Origin of the sequence: Streptomyces sp. NPDC006450 (genome assembly GCF_040612195.1) — a bacterium.
In the GTDB taxonomy this organism is placed as follows: domain Bacteria; phylum Actinomycetota; class Actinomycetes; order Streptomycetales; family Streptomycetaceae; genus Streptomyces.
The window spans coordinates 1-16,475 of record NZ_JBEXPT010000138.1 but is presented as its reverse complement, the minus strand read 5'-3'; the positions used below and the strand labels follow the sequence as shown (position 1 = coordinate 16,475).

Sequence of the window (16,475 nt, the reverse complement as noted above, 5' to 3'; positions counted from 1 at the left end):
CACCACACACTGTGTGGTGGGGCCCCTCGGCTTCGTGCTGTCGTACGGTGCTGCTCGCCGCTGTGGCGTCCGGCTGTCAGGCGGACTTGCGGCTGTCCCGCGGATGCACGGCAATGTTCATGGCGCCGGAACGAAGGACCGCGAGCCTCTCGGCAAGCACTTCCTCCAGCTCCTCGCGGGTGCGCCGCTCCATGAGCATGTCCCAGTGCGTTCGCGCAGGCTTGCCCTTCTTCTCTTCGGGCCCATCCCCGTCAACAAGGAGTGCCATGGCGCCACACGCCTTGCACTCCCACTCCGGCGGAATTTCTGCCTCAACCGAGAACGGCATCTCAAATCGATGTCCGTTCTGGCATGCGTACTCCACCGCCTGGCGCGGGGCCAGATCGATGCCGCGGTCCGTCTCGTAGCTGGTAACCACGAGCCGCGTACCGCGGAGAGCTCGCTCACTCATGAATCGTGCCTCCCGGGCTTGTCGCCCACAGGACAGGTGTCGCTGTCGTCGTCATCCGGTCAACGTCCGGTCGGCGGTATAGATTCCCGCTCCGGGTCATGCGTCGCCCGTCGTACCGCCCCTTGTTGTACCCACCAGTGCCCGTTTTGTCACATCTGGCAGCAGATGTCACCCAACGTCTTCACTTCATAAGCACGCAGTAACGGTCCGCCTGGCAGGCCAAAGGCGTACACTACCGGCCCTTAGCTTGAACGTCGAAATTCGTTCCGAATTCGCGCGGCCGCGGGCCCGCCGGAGCCGCCGGAACCATCGGGTCCGCCGGTTCCCCGGTCAGATCCGCTCGGGTACAGGATTCCCCGCCGCCTCCACCGCGCGCCGCACCGGCACTCGGGCGAGCAGCACGAAACCCAGTGCGAAGAACACCACCAACGAGATGATCGCGTCCCGGTAGCTGCCCGTGACCTGGTACGTGAGCCCGAAAACGAGCGGCCCCACCCAGCTCAGCCCCCGGTCGCTCATCTCGTAGGCGGAGAAGTACTCGGCCTCCTTGCCCGCCGGAACCAGGTGCGAGAACAGCGAGCGCGACAGCGCCTGGCTGCCGCCCAGCACCAGCCCGATCATCGCGGCGAGTGCGAAGAACCACACCGGCGTCCGGGCCGGCAGGAAGTATCCGGCGGCCAGCGTGACGCCCCAGGCCGCCAGGGATCCGAGGATCGTCCGCTTGGCGCCGTACCGCAGGGCCAGCCGGCCCATCCCCAGCGCACCCGCCACCGCGAGGACCTGCACGAGCAGGATCGCCCCGATGAGGGTGGACTGCTCCAGCTTCAGCTCCTCCGACCCGTAGATCGAGGCCTGGGAGATCACCGTCTGCACGCCGTCGTTGTAGATCAGGTACGCCAGCAGGAACGACAGGGTCAGGGGGTAGCGCCGCATGTCCTTCAGCGTGGCGATGAGCTGCTTCCAGCCGCTGACGGCCGGGGCCGCGCCCGGCTCCCGGACCACGGCGCGGTCCCGCAGCCGGCGCAGCGGGATCAGGGCGAAGGCCCCCCACCACAGGCCCGCGGAGGCCAGGCAGATGCGGATCGCCATGCCTTCGGTGAGGCCGAAGGAGTCGTGGCCCAGGTAGAGCGCCAGGTTCATCACGAGCATCAGCGAGCCCGAGGTGTATCCGAAGGCCCAGCCGCGCGAGGAGACCGTGTCCCGCTCGTCCGGCGTGGAGATCTGCGGCAGATAGGCGTTGTACAGCACCATCGAGACCGACAGCGAGGCGTTCGCGACGATCAGGAGCAGTCCGCCCAGCAGGTAGCGCTCGCCGGCCAGGAAGAACATGCCGGCCGTCGCCGCGGCCCCGGTGTACGCGGCCACGGCCAGCAGCGGCTTCTTGCGGCCGGTCCGGTCGGCGACCGCCCCCGCCAGCGGCATGAGCAGCACCGCCAGGATCACCGAGGCGGACACCGTGTAGGCGAAGAAGGAACCGGCCCGCACCGGGATGCCCAGCGGATGCACGAAGCCCTCGGCGTCCGCCGCGGCCTTGGCGATCGACGTGAGGTACGGCCCGAGGAACACGGTGAGCACGCTCGCCGAGTACACGGACACCGCGAAGTCGTAGAAGTACCAGCCGCGCTGCTCGCGCTTGCGCGCGGCCGCCGCCGCGGCGGCGGATCTGCCGTCCTCGGAACCCGGTTCCGCTTCGTCCGTCGTCTGCGCGCTCATGGCGGCCCCCTCGCTGTTCCCCGTCACGCCCCGGCCCCCGGGGCCGGTGCGGGGCCGCGGGCAGTGTCAGGCCCAGGCTCCGCGCCGGTCCAGCACCGTGCGCAAGATGTCGATCCGGTCGGTCATGATGCCATCGACTCCCAGGTCCAGGAGAGCCTCCATGCGTTCCGGTTCGTTCACGGTCCACACGTGGACCTGGAGCCCCCGCTCGTGGGCCGTCCGCACGAACCTCCGGTCCACCACGCGGATGCCCGCTTGGGTCTCCGGCACCTGCGCCGCCACCGCGCCCGCCCGCAGCGCGGCGGGGATCGCGTACGACCGCAGCCGCAGCCCGAGCACCCCCGCAACCCCGTACGAGGTGGCCAGGCGGGGTCCGGCGATCTTCTGGGCCCGGGCGACCCGGCGCTCGGAGAAGGACCCCACGCACACCCGGTCCCAGACCCCGGCCCGCGCGATCAGGTTGACCAGCGGGTGCACGGCGGACTCGTCCTTGACGTCCACGTTCCACCGGGCGTCCGGGAACTCCTCCAGCAGGTCCTCGAAGAGCGCCAGGGGCTCGCTCCCGCCGGCCCGGACCTCGCGGATCCGGCTCCACGGCAGCTCCCGGATCCGTCCCCGTCCGTCGGTGACCCGGTCCAGGGTGGCGTCGTGGAAGGCGACCAGTTTCCCGTCGGAGCTGGCGTGCACATCGGTCTCGAAGTACCGGTAGCCCGCGGCGGCGGCCCGCCGGAAGGCGGCCGCGGTGTTCTCCAGTCCGTCCGAGGCACCGCCGCGGTGCGCGAAGGGGATCGGTCCCGGGTGGTCGAGATAGGGGTGGGGGAGGCGTACGTGTGTCACCGCGGCAGTATGCCCCCTGCTTCGCCGGGCCGGGAGCGCCCCCGTGTCCGGCCGGTGAACGCCCTCCTTCCGCCGCCCGGTCACTCGCGACCCCTCGTGTCCCGTCGGCCCCCTGGGCCCCGGCCCGTACCGGTCCCGTGGCACTCTGGACCGTAAGGATCGATCCAATGCCGCCCCCGCGGGGGCGGCAGGGGCCAATTTCGCGAAGGTGGACCGGAAGTCATGGCGCAGTGGACCTCGGCCGTCGGTGCCGCACAGCTCGGTCGGCTCATCACCTCCCAGCACGGCCGGACCGCCGTGCCCGGCGGGCGCAAGCTGCCCGCCTACCGCACGCTCGCCGACGGCATCCGCCTGCTCGTCCTCGAAGGCCGCATCCCCGTGGCCGCCCGGCTCCCCGCCGAGCGGGAGCTGGCCGTCGTGCTCTCCGTCAGCCGCACCACCGTCGCCGCCGCCTACGAGGCCCTGCGCGGCGAGGGGTTCCTCGAATCCCGGCGGGGCGCGGGCAGCTGGACCTCGGTGCCCGCCGGCAACCCCATGCCGGCCCGCGGCCTGGAGCCCCTGCCCCCCGAGTCCCTCGGCTCGATGATCGACCTCGGCTGCGCCGCCCTCCCGGCCCCCGAGCCCTGGCTCACCAAGGCGGTCCAGGGCGCCCTGGAGGAACTCCCGCCCTACGCCCACACCCACGGTGACTACCCGGCCGGCCTGCCCGCGCTGCGCCGCATGCTCGCCGACCGCTACACCGAGCGCGGCATCCCGACCATGCCCGAGCAGATCATGGTCACCACGGGCGCGATGGGCGCCATCGACGCCATCTGCAGCCTCTTCGCGGGGCGCGGCGAGCGGATCGCCGTGGAATCCCCGTCGTACGCCAACATCCTCCAGCTCATGCGCGCCGCCGGCGTCCGCCTCGTGCCCGTCGCCATGGGGGAGGGGCTGACCGGCTGGGACATGGACGTCTGGCGCCAGGTGCTGCGCGACTCCGCGCCCCGCCTCGCCTACGTGGTCGCCGACTTCCACAATCCGACCGGGGCCCTGGCCTCCGACGAGCAGCGCCGCGCGATGGTCGAGGCGGCCCGCTCGGCCGGCACCGTCCTCGTCGCCGACGAGACCATGGTCGAGCTCCAGCTCGATCCCGCGATGGAGATGCCCCGCCCCGTCTGCTCCTTCGACCCGGCCGGCTCCACCGTCATCACCGTCGGCTCCGCCAGCAAGGCCTTCTGGGCCGGGATGCGCATCGGCTGGGTCCGCGCGGCCCCCGACGTCATCCGCAGCCTGGTCGCGGCCCGTGCCTATGCCGACCTGGGCACGCCCGTCCTGGAGCAGCTCGCGGTGGACTGGCTGATGCGCACCGGAGGCTGGGCGCAGGCCGTGGAGATCCGCCGCGACCAGGCCCGCGAGAACCGGGACGCCCTGGTGGCGGCGGTCCGCCGGGAGCTGCCGGACTGGGAGTTCCGGGTCCCGCTCGGCGGCCTGACCCTGTGGGCCCGCGCGGGCGGGCTCTCCGGCTCCCGGCTGGCCGAGGTGGGGGAGCGGGTGGGCGTACGGGTCCCCTCGGGTCCCCGGTTCGGCGTCGACGGGGCCTTCGAGGGGTACGTCCGGCTCCCCTTCACCGTCGGCGGCCCGGTGGCCGAGGAAGCGGCGTCCCGGCTGGCCGCCGCCGCCCGGCTGGTCGCCACCGGAGCGGGCGGCGGCGGGGCGGAGCCGCCGCGCACCTTCGTCGCGTAGGACCGGGCGGGACCGGGGGGACCGGGCGGGACCGGGACGCTACGGAGCGTCCGCCGGGACCTCGGGGATCTCCGAGGCGTCGATCGCCGGGCCCGCCGCCTGGGCAGGGGGCTGGACGATGTGCAGCGGCTTGCCCAGCGTGACGTGGTCCGGGACGGGCTTGGGCGGCGCCTGCCGCTCGGGCAGCAGGTCCAGTACCGCCTGCCGGTGCCCCGGGTGGGTGGCCTCGTCGTACGGGTCCGGCGTGGCCGGCACCTGGAGCCGGTGCACGGGACCGGCGCCGAGCCGGGCGTACCCGCGCCCGGGCGGCGGTACGGCCGTCGGCGTGGTGTGCGGGGGCAGCCCCAGCACATCGGCGATCTGCTGGATCGTCGCGGCTCCGAGCACCACCCGGGCCCTCGTGTGCTGCCAGACGGAGTCGTTCAGCAGCTCCAGGTGGTCGAACTGCTCGGCCACCACCACGGTGACGTGCGCGGCGCGTCCGTGCCGCAGCGGCACCTGGAGCTGCGCGATCGGGTCCGGGGCGCCTTCGGCGACGGCCAGGTGGGCCAGCACGCTGGGGCGGTCGAGCAGGATCCACAGCGGGCGGCGGGTGTCCTCGGGCGCGGGCCGGCCGGCTTCGCGGGCCCGGTGGGTGGCGATCAGGCGCCGCTCGGTCTCGCGGGCGGCCCATTCCAGGGTGGCCAGTGCCCCGGACGGTCCGCACTCCACGGCGAGGACGCCGGCGCGGCCGGAGAGGCAGGAGTACTCGCCGGTGCCGCCGCCCTCCACGATCAGTACGTCGCCCCCGTGCCGCAGGGCCTGCAGGGCGACGGAGCGCAGCAGCGTGGACGTACCGCTGCCGGGCTGGCCCACGGCCAGCAGATGGGGCTCGGCGGAACGGGAGCCGGTGCGCCAGATGACCGGAGGCACGTCCCGGGGCTCGTCGCCGTCCAGGACGGGCAGGGTGCGCTGCACGCTGCCGGGGTCGGTGAAGCCGAGCACGGTCTCACCGGGGGACGTCACGAAGGGCTGGGCGGCGATACCTGTCGGCAGCGCCGCCAGCACGCTCAGGTCGAGCTGGTTTCCCTCCTCGTCCCAGTCGAAGTGGTACTCCCGTCCGCGCCCGGACTTGGCGTGCAGCAGTGCCTCGATCCGGGCCCTTGAGGCGGCCTCGCCGTCGGTGAAGTAGGCCGGGTAGCGGATGTGGAGCCGGGTGACGCGGCCCGCCTCGTCGAACTCGTAGCCGCTGAAGGCCTTGTCCCACTCCCCGCCGTGGGCGAAGAGGGGGCTCGGGTCCTCCGGGATGGAGAAGTACGGCACGAGGGCTTCGTAGAGGGAGCCGAGCCGTTCGGTCTCGGCATCGCTGGGCCCGGTCTTCACCGGGGTGCGGTCGCGTCCCTGCCAGGCCGCCGCCGCCATGAGGGTGATCAGGGCGGTGAGGGGTCCGTAGGGGACGAGCGCGACCACGAGGACGCAGGCGGCTCCCAGGAACAGCGCGGGACCACGCTTGTCCTTGGGGGTGTCGCACCATTTGCGGCGTCCGGCCGAGGCCAGGACGCGCAAGCCGCGTCCGATGGTGAGGAGCGGATGGAGGACGTCCGTGGCGCTGTCGGCGGCCGTGCGAGCGAAGTCGCGGCCCCGGGTCAGCGACACGGTGCCGCTGCTGAGGATGCGGGGAAGTGGGCGCCGGGCCACGGGCGTCTCCTGGAGTTGTGGATGCTTCGGGTGGGTGCCGGGGCCGGGCCGCTAGAGCTTGATCCCGCCGAGAAGGCTCGCGAGGCTCGCCGTGCTCGCCGTGATGCTGGGCGCGATGGCGGAGCCGGCGAGGAAGAAGCCGAAGAGGGAGCACACGAACGCGTGCGTCAGCTTCATTCCGTCCTTCTTGAAGAACAGGAAGCAGATGATGCCGAGCAGGACGACACCTGAGATGGACAGGACCATGAGTCAGTTCTCCCTGGTGGGTGGGGACAGTCACCATCAGTTCTTCCAGGCTCACAGGAAGTATCAATGCGATAAAAGGTGCATATGGGTGAATCCGGCAATTTTTCACTTGACCGGCCCATCCCGGCTGGCGCGCCTGGCGGGATGGGGGCACGGGGGTCGCAGGGTGATCATTGCCTCGTCCCGCACCTCTCATGTGCAGGTCCGGGCGCTACTCTGACGCTTCACCCGTACGGACGCAGTGCCGTGCGCAGCCCTGCCCGTGAAAGGCGGTACGACCGATGAGTGAGCACGTCGAGAACGGCTCCCAGGACTCTCCGGACTCCCCGGACGTTCCCGACGAGGACGTCGTCGAGCTGGCCACCAAGATCTTCGACCTCGCCCGTCGGGGTGAGACCGAGACCCTCGCCGCGTACGTCGACGCGGGCGTCCCGGCGAACCTCACCAACGACCGCGGTGACACCCTCGTCATGCTCGCCGCCTACCACGGCCACGCCGGCGCCGTCACGGCCCTGCTGGCCCGCGGAGCCGAGGCGGACCGCGCCAACGACCGCGGCCAGACCCCGCTCGCGGGGGCGGTCTTCAAGGGCGAGGAGGCCGTCATCCGCGCACTGCTCGCCGGCGGAGCCGACCCGAACGCCGGAACGCCCTCCGCCGTGGACACGGCCCGCATGTTCGCCAAGGCCGACCTGCTGGAACTTTTCGGAGCCAAGTAGTCCGCTTTTGCCGGTCCCCAGGCCGGTTCCTGGCCGGTCCGTGGCCGGTCCAGACCTCACGGGTTGGTCACGGCGGCCTTAAATGTGGTCGCGGCGCACAAACCGCCTGGGTCATCATGGCGTCGGATTCGATTCGCGGACAGGACGGACGGGCAGGAGCGGGCAGGACACAACGGGTGTCCGACCCCCACTCCTGCCGGGGGACCGCCGCCCTGGCCGAGAAGCACCGACGAGAGTGAGAAGGCAATGGTCTACATCGAGCGGAACCAGACGGCGGACGTCCTCACATGCTGTTACGCGGCCCTGTGAATTCCGATTCCCGGTTGCGTCCCCAGCTTGATTTGAGGCCATTCCCATGTTCGAACCAGTCATAGCGCCGAGCGGCACCCTGCTCGGTCTCCTCCAGCGCGGCCGCGGCGACGGCACGCTGCACGCACTCGCGGCGCCCAGGGCCGAGGCCCTCGCGGCGCTCAACCACTGCGTGGCCGGCGATCCGCGCCAGGACTGGCAGGTCGAGAACCGCTCCCTGTACTACGCACGCCTGTACCTGGACCTCGACGGCCCCCTGGGCGAGATCGAGGCCCACCTCTTCAGCGTCGACGACCTCGTCGACGAGGACGACCGCCGCACGGGCCTCGCCCTGTCCGTGCTGGGCCACCTGGCCTCGTACGGCCGCGACGACGCGCTCATGCTGCTGCGCCGCTACGCCGCCACGGGCGCCAACTGGGCCTGGGCCCTCGACGAACTCGCCCTGCGCGACGACGACGAGGGACTGCGCTCCCTGGCCGCCCCCGTCCTGGCCCGCTTCCCCGCCACCGCCGAGGGTGAGGCGCGGCTCGCCGCCGCCGTCCGCGACGCCTACGAACCCAGGCCCTGGTGCCTGTGGGAAGAGGCGGCGGAGCCCAACGCCTACGCCGAGCGGCTGCGCTCCGCCCGCCAGCAGGGCTCGTTCGACCGCTGGCAGCGCCAGCTCACCCCGCGCGGCCCCCAGCCCGGCTGGGGCGTGCAAGCCGTCTTCGACTGGGCCGCCGACGGACTGCGCCGGGGCACCCCCCTGCACGTCCCGGCCGCCCGCTGCCTCGCCGCCGTGGCCACCCCCGAGGACCGCTCCGCGATCCTGGCGGCCGCCGCCGGCGCGTCAGGAGAAGCCGCCCGCGCCACCGCGCTGCACCACCTGGTCCTCGCCGAGCCGGAGAACCCGGCCGTACTGGACCTCATCGAAGCCGCCGGCGACGAGCCGGCCGTAGCCGCCTACGAGCGCATGTGCGGCCCCGCCGCCGTCGAGCGGGCCCGCCGCTGGGTCCAGCGCCCCGACGCCCTCGGAACGGCCGCAGGGACCCTCCTGGCCGCCCGGGGCGGAGCCGAGGACGCCCCCCTCGTCCTCGGAGCCCTCCGCTCCACCGTCCGCGGCTCGGGCCCGGACTCCACGCCGCTGTTCACCCTGGTCGACGGAGCCGGCCGGCTCCGGATCGCCTGCGCGGCGCCGGTACTGCGCCACATCTACCGCGAGACGGCCTCCTCCCACCTGCGCGGCCGCGCCGCGCGGGCCCTGGCGGCGACGGACCCCTCCTTCGCGGCGGGCTTCGCCGTCGAGTGCCTCTGGGACTGCGAGGAGACCACCCGGGAGGTGGCCGCCCGCCACGCGGAGACGGCCGACGCCCGAGTGGCCCCGCGCCTGCGCCGCCTGGCGGCGGACCCGGCGGAGGAGGAGGACGTCCAGTCGGCGGTCCGCAGCCGCATCACCCCGGAGTCGGCCGTCTGACAGGTCCGACGGGCCCGCCCGAGCCCGCCCGGAGACACAGCGCGCCCCCGGTCCGGAAACGGACCGGGGGCGCTGTGCCGCCGGGCGGCCAACGGGGGCGAGCCGTGGGCGCCGCCGGCGTGCGCGAGGGTGCGGTCCGGGGAACCGCCGCCGGCGTGACCGGCAGGTGTGCGCTCCCGTACCCGGCCCCGCCGCCCGAAGCCTTTCACCGGCCGCGCACCGCAGGTGCTCAGGGGCTCCGCACGAACCGGACGGGGACCCCCGGCCGGGCCTGGGCCGCCGCGTCGAGTGCGGGGCCCGGCGGGACGACGCCGACGACCGGATAGCCGCCCGTGACCGGGTGGTCCGCCAGGAAGACCACCGGCTGCCCGTCCGGCGGAACCTGGACCGCACCGAGCACCATCCCCTCGCTGGGCAGCTCCCCGCCCCGGGCCCGGACCAGCGGCGGCCCCTGCGTACGCAGCCCGATGCGGTTCGAAGCGGGCGAGACCCGGTACGTCGCCCGCAGCAGCCGCCCCGTCACCGACTCCGCCGTGAACCAGTCGGCCCGCGGCCCCAGCCGCAGCGGAAGCACCAGTTCCGGCGACGGGCCCGGCGCCGCCGCGGCATCCACCCCGGCCACCGGATCCGGACCGGGCGCGCCCACCGGCAGCAGCGCCCCCGCCACCAGGACCGGCGGGCCGAGGCCCGACAGCAGATCGGTCGAGCGACTGCCCAGCACCGGCTCGACCGCGAAACCTCCCCGCACCGCGACGTAGCCGCGCACTCCCGACTCCGCCCGGCCCACCTCCAGCTCCGCCCCCTCGCGCAGCAGGACCGGGGCTCCCCAGGCCACCGGGCGCCCGCAGGCCCGTACCGCACAGGGCGCCCCGGTGACCGCCACGACGACCGGGCCGCCCACCGCCCGCAGACCCACGCCGTCCAGGGTCGTCTCCAGCGTCGCGGACCCGGGCGGGTTGCCCAGCAGCCGGTTCGCCAGCGCGTGCGCCGCCGTGTCGAGGGCCCCCGAGCGGGGGACGCCGAGGTGGGCGTACCCGGGCCGGCCCAGGTCCTGCACGCTGGTCAGCGCGCCCGCCCGTACGACCTCCAGCCCCCTCACAGCGCGGCCTCCGCCTCGGCGAACCGCACCCGTACCCCCGGCGCGAACAGTGCGGCCGGCTCGCGCGCCGGGTCCCACAGCACCGCGTCCGTGGACCCGATCAGCTGCCAGCCGCCGGGGGAGGAGCGCGGGTACACCCCCGCGTACTCGCCCGCGAGGGCCAGCGAGCCCGCCGGTACCGCCGTACGGGGCGTCGCGCGCCGGGGCAGGTGGAGGCGGGCGGGGAGGCCCGTCAGGTAGCCGAAGCCCGGGGCGAACCCGCAGAAGGCCACCCGGAAGGTGATCGCGCCGACGATGCCGGGCACCTCCCCGGGGGACACCTCCCACAGCGCGGCCACCTCCGCCAGGTCCGGGCCGTCGTAGCGCACCGAGACCGTCACCGGGGGCGGCCCGTCGGCCGGGGCCAGTGGGGCGACCCGCCAGCGGGAGATCCGGGCCGCGAGGGCGCGCGGCTCCCGTACCCCGTCCAGCAGGACGGTCCGGGCCGCCGGCACGATGTCCCGTACGCCGCCCAGCTCACCCGCGTCCCTGCGGCTCAGCAGCTCCGCGTGGAGCGCGGCCACCTCCTCGGCGGAGTCCACCTCCAGCAGCAGCGCCCCGGCGCCGGCCTCCAGCACCCTCACGCGAAGGCCTCCACCCGGACCCCGGCCCCACCGAGCGCCCCGCGCACCCGCAGGGCCAGACCCGCCGCCCCGGGGGTGTCCCCGTGCAGGCACAGGGAGCGGGCGGCCACCGGGATCCGGGAGCCGTCGGCGGCCGTCACCGCGTGCCCGGCGGCCATCTCCACCGCGCGGGCCACCACCGCGTCCGGGTCGTGGACCACGGCGCCCGGCTCGCCCCGCGGTACGAGGGTGCCCGCGGGGGTGTAGGCGCGGTCGGCGAAGGCCTCCGGGACGGCCGGGAGCCCGGCCCGCCCGGCGGCGGCGAGCAGCAGGGAACCGGGCAGCCCGAGCACCGGCAGTCCGGCGGGACCGGCCGCGAGCAGCACGCCCGCCACCACGGCGCCGGCCTGGACGGAGTCGTGCACGGTGCGGTTGTAGAGCGCGCCGTGCGGTTTCACGTACGACACCCGGGACCCGGCCGCCCGCGCGAAGACCTCCAGCGCCCCGATCTGGTAGGCCACCTCGTCGGCCAGCTCACCGGCCGGCACGTCCATGGCGCGCCGGCCGAAGCCCGCGAGGTCCCGGTACGAGACCTGCGCGCCGATCCGCACTCCGCGCGCGGCCGCCAGCTCGCAGACGCGGCGCATGATGGACGGGTCGCCGGCGTGGAAGCCGCAGGCGACGTTGGCGCTCGTGACGACGGACAGCAGGGCCTCGTCGTCGGTCAGCGTCCACCGCCCGAAGCCTTCGCCGAGGTCGGCGTTGAGATCGATCACGGGGGTGGCCGCCGGGGTGTCCGGCGTGATCATGGAAGCCATGCGGTGAGCGTAGAACAGGGCACGGGCCGCGCTCGTGCCGACGGCAGGAGGATCGGGCGAACCATCCCGTTTGGGATGTTGTCAGGGTCAGCGCCTAGTCTTTGCCCGTGACTCTCCCTGCCCCGGCGAAGACCCTTCCCTCTCCGGCGTCGGGCCCGGCCGCCGACGAGGGCCTGGCCCGGCGGCTGCGCGCGCTCGCCTGCACCGCCCCGCTGCACGACCTCGACGTACGCAAGGCCAATCTGGCCGGCGAGTACGGGGTCTACGCGATGGCGGAGGTCGCGCTCGCCGCGATCGACCTGGTCACGCTCAACATGGACTTCGACACCGGCGCGGACCACGAGCAGATAGTGGCCCGCCTGCTGCCGCGCGTCGCCGCCCAGGCGCCGACGCGCCCCGCGGCCGAGCACGAGCGGGTGGCCCGCTGGGTGCTGGAGAACCTGATCAACGTCGGCAGCGTCGACCGCGGATTCCGCGCGATCTACGGCACGTTCGGCCCGGACGGCGTCTACGTCCGCCGCGACTACGACTTCAAGCTGATCGAGGAAGTCCCGGGCTACGGCGGCGCGGTGTACCTGCGCACCACGGACGAGGCCGTCAACGTCCTGGTGGGCGCCCTGGACACGGACGTCACCAGCGCGCAGATCGCCGCCGAGGTCAAGCTGGAGGTCCTGATCAGCCGGGGCCGCCTCGCCGACGCCCAACTCGCCGCCGAGCAGGCCCGCTACCGCACCGTCCAGTACGCGGAGACCCTGCGCCGCACGCTCGACGCGACCCGGCGCAACGTGCGGGCCGTGGACTGGCTGGTGACCGTCCCCGACATGATCGCGGAGGCCCTGGACCACGTCGCCGACCGCTACCGCCACGAGAACGCGATCCTCACCAACATCCGCAAGGCCCGCGACGAGGCGGAGGAGCCGGACAACAAGCGGCGCGCCGCCGAGCTGGTCGACATCGTCAAGGACTGCATCCGCCGCCACACGCAGTTGCAGTCCCGGCTGCTCGACGCCGGACCGCTCTTCCGCGCCGAACAGGACCGCCAGGCCTTCGCGGCCCCCGCGCCGCGCTCCGGCATCGACCTGTACGGGCAGCTGGTTGCCCCCTCGCTGCCGCTCCCCGTCGCCCAGGCCATCCGGGTCACGGACGCCTTCTTCGCGGCAGGCGCGGGCCTGCGCACCCCCGTCTCGGTCCGCGTCGCGGACCTGGTGGAGATCCTCCTCACCCCGCCCGTGGAGCGCGAACACCTCGGCGTGGAGATGCCGGAGCCCGACCTGATCGCCACCCCCGACGACAGCCGCTTCAGCGAGGAGCAGCTCGCCGCCGCGATGGCGCTCCTGGAACTCCCGCACGACGCCCCGCGCCGCCTGTCCGGCCTCCTGGCGGAGGCGCGCCGCTCCGACCCGGACCTCCCCTACCTGGTGGCCCTGCTGGCCGTCCACGCGGCTAGTCCGGCGGTGGGCACGGCGTACCGCCAGGGCGAGGAGCGGCTCCTCTTCGCGGTCGACGACGGCACGGAACTCGACGACCCGGAATTCGGCGGCGCGGACCTCATCGTGGGCACCGCCCTGCTGGACGCGGCAGCCATGACGGCGGACCGCACGGAGGCGGCATGACCGCGCACCCACCCGGCCCCGCGCCCGCGTGCGGCCGGGCTGTCACGCCCGGGCCCGGCCCCGTGCCCGTGCACGGCCGGGCTGTCACGCCCGGGCCCGGCCTCGTGCCTCTGCGCCGCCGCCGGGCTGCCATGCCCGGATCCGGCCTCGTGCCCTTGCGAGGCCGGGTCACCAGGCCGGGGCCCGACGCCGCCCGCTCGCCGGGCCGGGCTGCTGCTGCCCGCCGCACGACTGCGCCCGGCCGGGTCCGGGGCATCGCCGTCCCCGCAGCCGGGCCCGCCGGCTCCGTCGCCGGGGCGGAGCACCTGGCGGCGCGGTCGCTCCCGGGGGTGTGGGGGCTCGCCCCTGCTTTCGGGAAGGGGCGGGGTGGGGGAAGACTCTCTGCTGCCGGGCCTGCCGGGCCTGCCGGGCCTGCCGGGCCTGCCGGGCCTGCCGCAGCCCGGCCGGTCCACGCCGTGCCGCGAGCCGCCGTGCCGTACGCAGTCGGCGCCCGTCCCACCCGCACTCACACCACCCGTACCACCGAGGAGACGCACCCGTGAGCGACCACCACGCCGAGCAGCACCCCGCGTGGAGCGAGCCCGACGCGCACGAGGCCCCGGCTCCGGTCCAGGCACCCGCACACGCACCGGCCCCCACCCCGGCCCCGGCCCCGGCCCCGGCTCAGGCCCCGCAGGGAACCGTCACCCCGGCGGACGCCGCCGACGCGGCCCGGCTCGTCGCGTTCGGGCTCCAGCCCAAGCTGCTGCCCGCCCGCGACGCCGAGTACGCCGAACTGCTGCGCCGCTACCGCGAGGACCCCGCCTTCGCCCGGCTCGCCGACGCCGTCGCCACCGGCCTCGGCCTCGTCGTCCTGGAGGTGTCCTCCCGCGCCGGCATGGCCGTGGCCGCCGGCGAGGACTCCGTCTTCGCCGTCCGCATGGGCGACTACGCCCGCCGCACCACCGCGGACTCCGCGGACCGCTTCCTGCACGGCCTCGCCCACCTCGCCGTGGCGGCCCTGGCCTTCCCCCGCCCCGAGGACCTCGCCGACGACGGCTACATCGGCCGGATCACCGTCAACGGCGTCGACGCCTTCGTCCGGCAGACCTGCCGCCGCCTGGAGGAGCGCGCCGAGGAACTCGGCGAGAACACCGACCCCGCGTCCGACGCCCCCGGCCTGGAGGCCGCCTGGCGGGTCTACGCCCGCCGCAGCGCGACCGGCGCCACCAAGGACGCCCGCCGGCTGGCCGGTTCCACCACCGGCATCGTCGGCAAGGCCGCCGCCTTCCTCACCGACTCCGGCTTCCTCCAGCGCACCGGGGACGAGGCCGGAGGCACGTACCGCACCACCCCCCGCTACCAGCTCCAGGTCCGCGACATGGCGGGCAGCGCGGCCATGGCCGAGCTCCTCGACCTCGGCGTGGTCCCCGTCAGCGACGGCTCCGCCAGCCTGCTGCCGCCGCCCGAGGGCGACGACCTGGAGCTCGCCGCCGACGCGGGCCTGCCCTTCCACGCCTGAGTCGCCCGCCGCCCGCCACCGGCCGCCCCGCCCCCCGTCCCCGTACGACCTACGAAAGACCACGAGAGTCCGCCGCCATGTACGAGCTGTCCCGGATCCGCCTCTACTCCATCGGGCCCGCCGGCGCGCGCTACGCCGACACCGTGCTCGACCTGCGCGGAGTCGGCGAGCCGGTGCCCCACCCGGCGCCCACCCAGGCGGAGTTCTTCGAGGACGAACCCACCGGCCCGCCGCGCCGTCCCGCACCCGCCGGCGTGCTCTTCCTGGAGAACGGCGGCGGCAAGTCCGTCCTGCTCAAGCTGATCTTCTCGGTGATGCTGCCCGGCCACCGCAACACCCTGGGCGGCGCCAGCTCCGGCGTCCTGCGCAAGTTCCTGCTGGCCGACGACTGCGGCCACGTGGCGCTCGAATGGCAGCACACCCAGACCGGCGAGTGCGTGGTCGTCGGCAAGGTCAGTGAATGGCGCGGCCGCCAAGTCTCCAACGACCCGCGCAAGTTCGCCGAGGCCTGGTACTCCTTCCGCCCCGGACCGGGCCTGAGCCTGGACAACCTCCCGGTGGCCGAGGCCACTTCGGTGCGCCCGCCCGTGGAGGGCGCCTCCGGCGCCCAGGGGCGGCGCCGCACCATGAAGGGCTTCCGCGACGCCCTGACCGAGGCCGGCAAGGCGTACCCGCACCTCGAGGTGTACTTCGAGGAGATCCACGACCGCTGGAACGAGCACCTCACCGAGGTCGGCCTCGACCCCGAACTCTTCCGCTACCAGCGCGAGATGAACGCCGACGAGGGCGAGGCCGCCGGCCTCTTCGCGGTCAAGAAGGACTCCGACTTCACCGACCTGCTGCTGCGCGCCGTCACCGACACCCGGGACACGGACGGCCTCGCCGACCTCGTCCACGGATTCGGCAACAAACTCGGCCGCCGCGCGGAGCTGATGGCCGAACGGGAGTTCACCGCGGGCTCCGTGGATCTCCTCACCAAGATCGTCGAGGCCGCCGGGACCCGCACCCGGCTGCGCGACGTCCACGCCGGCGCCGAACGCCGTACGCGCACCCTCGCCCGGCGCCTGTCCGCCCGCGCCGGCGAGGAGCGCGGCCGCGCCGCCGACCTCGCGCAGCGGGTCACCGCCGCCGCCCACCAGGTCACCGCCGCCGAGTCCGCGCGCGCCCGCAGCGCCGCCGTCTCGGCCGAACTCGCCTACCGGCACGCCTCGCTGGCCCTGACCGTCGCCGACAAGGCCGCCGCCGCGCAGCGCCGCGAGCTCCTCGAAGCCCGCACCCTGCACTCCGCCTGGCAGGCCGCCGAGCACGTCCTGCGCCACCGCAGCGCCGCCGACCGCTCCGCCCGGGTCGCCGCCGCGATCCTGGAAGCCGAGCGGGACGCCGCCCCGGCGCTCGCCGCCCGGGCCACCGCCGCCACCGAGCTCGTACGCGCCCTGCACGCCGCCGCCGAGCAGGGCGAGCGGGCCGCCAACGAGGAGGAGGAGCGCTCCGCCGTCCTCCAGGAGACCGGCGAGTCCTCCCACCGCGCCGCCACCGCCGCCGCCACGGCCGCCCAGCGGGCCCGCAGCGAGGCCGAGCACCTGCGCGCCCGCCTCGCCGAGGTCCAGCAGGAGACCGCCGAGGCCGTACGGGCCGGCTGGCTCGACGACTCCGCCCCCGATGCCGACCCGGCCCGCGCCGCCCTGGCCGCCGCCGACGCGGAGAAGACGGCCGTG

13 protein-coding genes and 1 pseudogene are annotated in these 16,475 nt (G+C 74.6%); 6 read left to right on the top strand and 8 right to left on the bottom strand.

Translation table 11 applies throughout. The annotated features are described in order from the left end of the window. Positions 1 to 76: 76 nt before the first annotated feature. The 3 genes from ABZY57_RS28370 to ABZY57_RS28360 form a co-directional block, all read right to left on the bottom strand. Positions 77 to 451, bottom strand: coding sequence for an RNA polymerase-binding protein RbpA (locus ABZY57_RS28370; protein WP_007262928.1), 375 nt, complete (start codon positions 449 to 451; stop codon positions 77 to 79). Positions 452 to 781: 330 nt separating this feature from the next. Next, complete coding sequence (locus ABZY57_RS28365) at positions 782 to 2,164, bottom strand: MFS transporter (RefSeq protein WP_356516668.1); 1,383 nt, start codon at positions 2,162 to 2,164, stop codon at positions 782 to 784. 66 nt (positions 2,165 to 2,230) lie between these two features. Next, entirely contained in the window at positions 2,231 to 3,001 is a 771-nt protein-coding gene (locus ABZY57_RS28360; protein ID WP_356516666.1) for a glycerophosphodiester phosphodiesterase, read from the bottom strand. Between the two features lie 222 nt (positions 3,002 to 3,223). Here ABZY57_RS28360 and ABZY57_RS28355 point away from each other — a divergent pair, with 222 nt between their 5' ends. After that, positions 3,224 to 4,726: a PLP-dependent aminotransferase family protein gene (locus ABZY57_RS28355; RefSeq protein ID WP_356516664.1), complete on the top strand. Its 1,503-nt coding sequence runs from the start codon at positions 3,224 to 3,226 to the stop codon at positions 4,724 to 4,726. Between the two features lie 39 nt (positions 4,727 to 4,765). Here the strand turns inward: ABZY57_RS28355 and ABZY57_RS28350 are convergent, their stop codons facing one another. Together ABZY57_RS28350 and ABZY57_RS28345 are read right to left on the bottom strand one after the other, a co-directional pair. Next, positions 4,766 to 6,403, bottom strand: coding sequence for a hypothetical protein (locus ABZY57_RS28350; RefSeq protein WP_356516662.1), 1,638 nt, complete (start codon positions 6,401 to 6,403; stop codon positions 4,766 to 4,768). A 51-nt stretch (positions 6,404 to 6,454) separates the two neighbouring features. Continuing rightward, entirely contained in the window at positions 6,455 to 6,649 is a 195-nt protein-coding gene (locus tag ABZY57_RS28345; RefSeq protein ID WP_030031218.1) for a hypothetical protein, read from the bottom strand. 281 nt (positions 6,650 to 6,930) lie between these two features. On the opposite strand from ABZY57_RS28345, the gene ABZY57_RS28340 reads away from it, so the two are divergent. Both ABZY57_RS28340 and ABZY57_RS28335 read left to right on the top strand, forming a co-directional pair. Beyond that, positions 6,931 to 7,365 (top strand): ankyrin repeat domain-containing protein, encoded by a 435-nt coding sequence (locus ABZY57_RS28340; protein WP_356516660.1) that lies wholly within the window; start codon positions 6,931 to 6,933, stop codon positions 7,363 to 7,365. 355 nt (positions 7,366 to 7,720) lie between these two features. Beyond that, the gene (locus ABZY57_RS28335; protein WP_356516658.1) at positions 7,721 to 9,127 is read left to right on the top strand and encodes a HEAT repeat domain-containing protein; all 1,407 of its coding nucleotides are present in this window, start codon (positions 7,721 to 7,723) and stop codon (positions 9,125 to 9,127) included. A 229-nt stretch (positions 9,128 to 9,356) separates the two neighbouring features. Here ABZY57_RS28335 and ABZY57_RS28330 read toward each other — a convergent pair whose 3' ends face one another. Genes ABZY57_RS28330 through ABZY57_RS28320 form a run of 3 tightly spaced genes read right to left on the bottom strand, consistent with a single transcriptional unit; the run spans position 9,357 to position 11,646 of the window. After that, complete coding sequence (locus ABZY57_RS28330) at positions 9,357 to 10,226, bottom strand: biotin-dependent carboxyltransferase family protein (RefSeq protein ID WP_356516656.1); 870 nt, start codon at positions 10,224 to 10,226, stop codon at positions 9,357 to 9,359. Then, complete coding sequence (locus ABZY57_RS28325; protein ID WP_356516654.1) at positions 10,223 to 10,849, bottom strand: allophanate hydrolase subunit 1; 627 nt, start codon at positions 10,847 to 10,849, stop codon at positions 10,223 to 10,225. The genes ABZY57_RS28330 and ABZY57_RS28325 overlap by 4 nt, the downstream gene beginning before the upstream one ends. Next, a complete protein-coding gene (locus ABZY57_RS28320; protein ID WP_356516652.1) occupies positions 10,846 to 11,646 on the bottom strand; it encodes a 5-oxoprolinase subunit PxpA in 801 nt (266 codons plus the stop codon). Before ABZY57_RS28320 ends, ABZY57_RS28325 begins: the two co-directional genes overlap by 4 nt. 107 nt (positions 11,647 to 11,753) lie before the next feature. Here ABZY57_RS28320 and ABZY57_RS28315 point away from each other — a divergent pair, with 107 nt between their 5' ends. From ABZY57_RS28315 to ABZY57_RS28305, 3 genes and pseudogenes are all read left to right on the top strand, one after another. Further along, the gene (locus ABZY57_RS28315) at positions 11,754 to 13,259 is read left to right on the top strand and encodes a hypothetical protein (protein WP_356516650.1); all 1,506 of its coding nucleotides are present in this window, start codon (positions 11,754 to 11,756) and stop codon (positions 13,257 to 13,259) included. 538 nt (positions 13,260 to 13,797) lie between these two features. Continuing rightward, positions 13,798 to 14,760, top strand: a complete 963-nt coding sequence (locus tag ABZY57_RS28310; RefSeq protein WP_356516648.1) for a hypothetical protein — start codon at positions 13,798 to 13,800, stop codon at positions 14,758 to 14,760. 77 nt (positions 14,761 to 14,837) lie between these two features. Beyond that, a pseudogene (locus ABZY57_RS28305) lies at positions 14,838 to 16,475 on the top strand (hypothetical protein); the annotation flags it as partial.

Bases quoted from the DNA above. Each gene is read 5' to 3' on its own strand.
- ABZY57_RS28370 (WP_007262928.1), bottom strand. From the start codon at position 451: ATGAGTGAGCGAGCTCTCCGCGGTACGCGGCTCGTGGTTACCAGCTAC.
- ABZY57_RS28365 (WP_356516668.1), bottom strand. From the start codon at position 2,164: ATGAGCGCGCAGACGACGGACGAAGCGGAACCGGGTTCCGAGGACGGC.
- ABZY57_RS28355 (WP_356516664.1), top strand. From the start codon at position 3,224: ATGGCGCAGTGGACCTCGGCCGTCGGTGCCGCACAGCTCGGTCGGCTC.
- ABZY57_RS28345 (WP_030031218.1), bottom strand. From the start codon at position 6,649: ATGGTCCTGTCCATCTCAGGTGTCGTCCTGCTCGGCATCATCTGCTTC.
- ABZY57_RS28340 (WP_356516660.1), top strand. From the start codon at position 6,931: ATGAGTGAGCACGTCGAGAACGGCTCCCAGGACTCTCCGGACTCCCCG.
- ABZY57_RS28335 (WP_356516658.1), top strand. From the start codon at position 7,721: ATGTTCGAACCAGTCATAGCGCCGAGCGGCACCCTGCTCGGTCTCCTC.
- ABZY57_RS28320 (WP_356516652.1), bottom strand. From the start codon at position 11,646: ATGGCTTCCATGATCACGCCGGACACCCCGGCGGCCACCCCCGTGATC.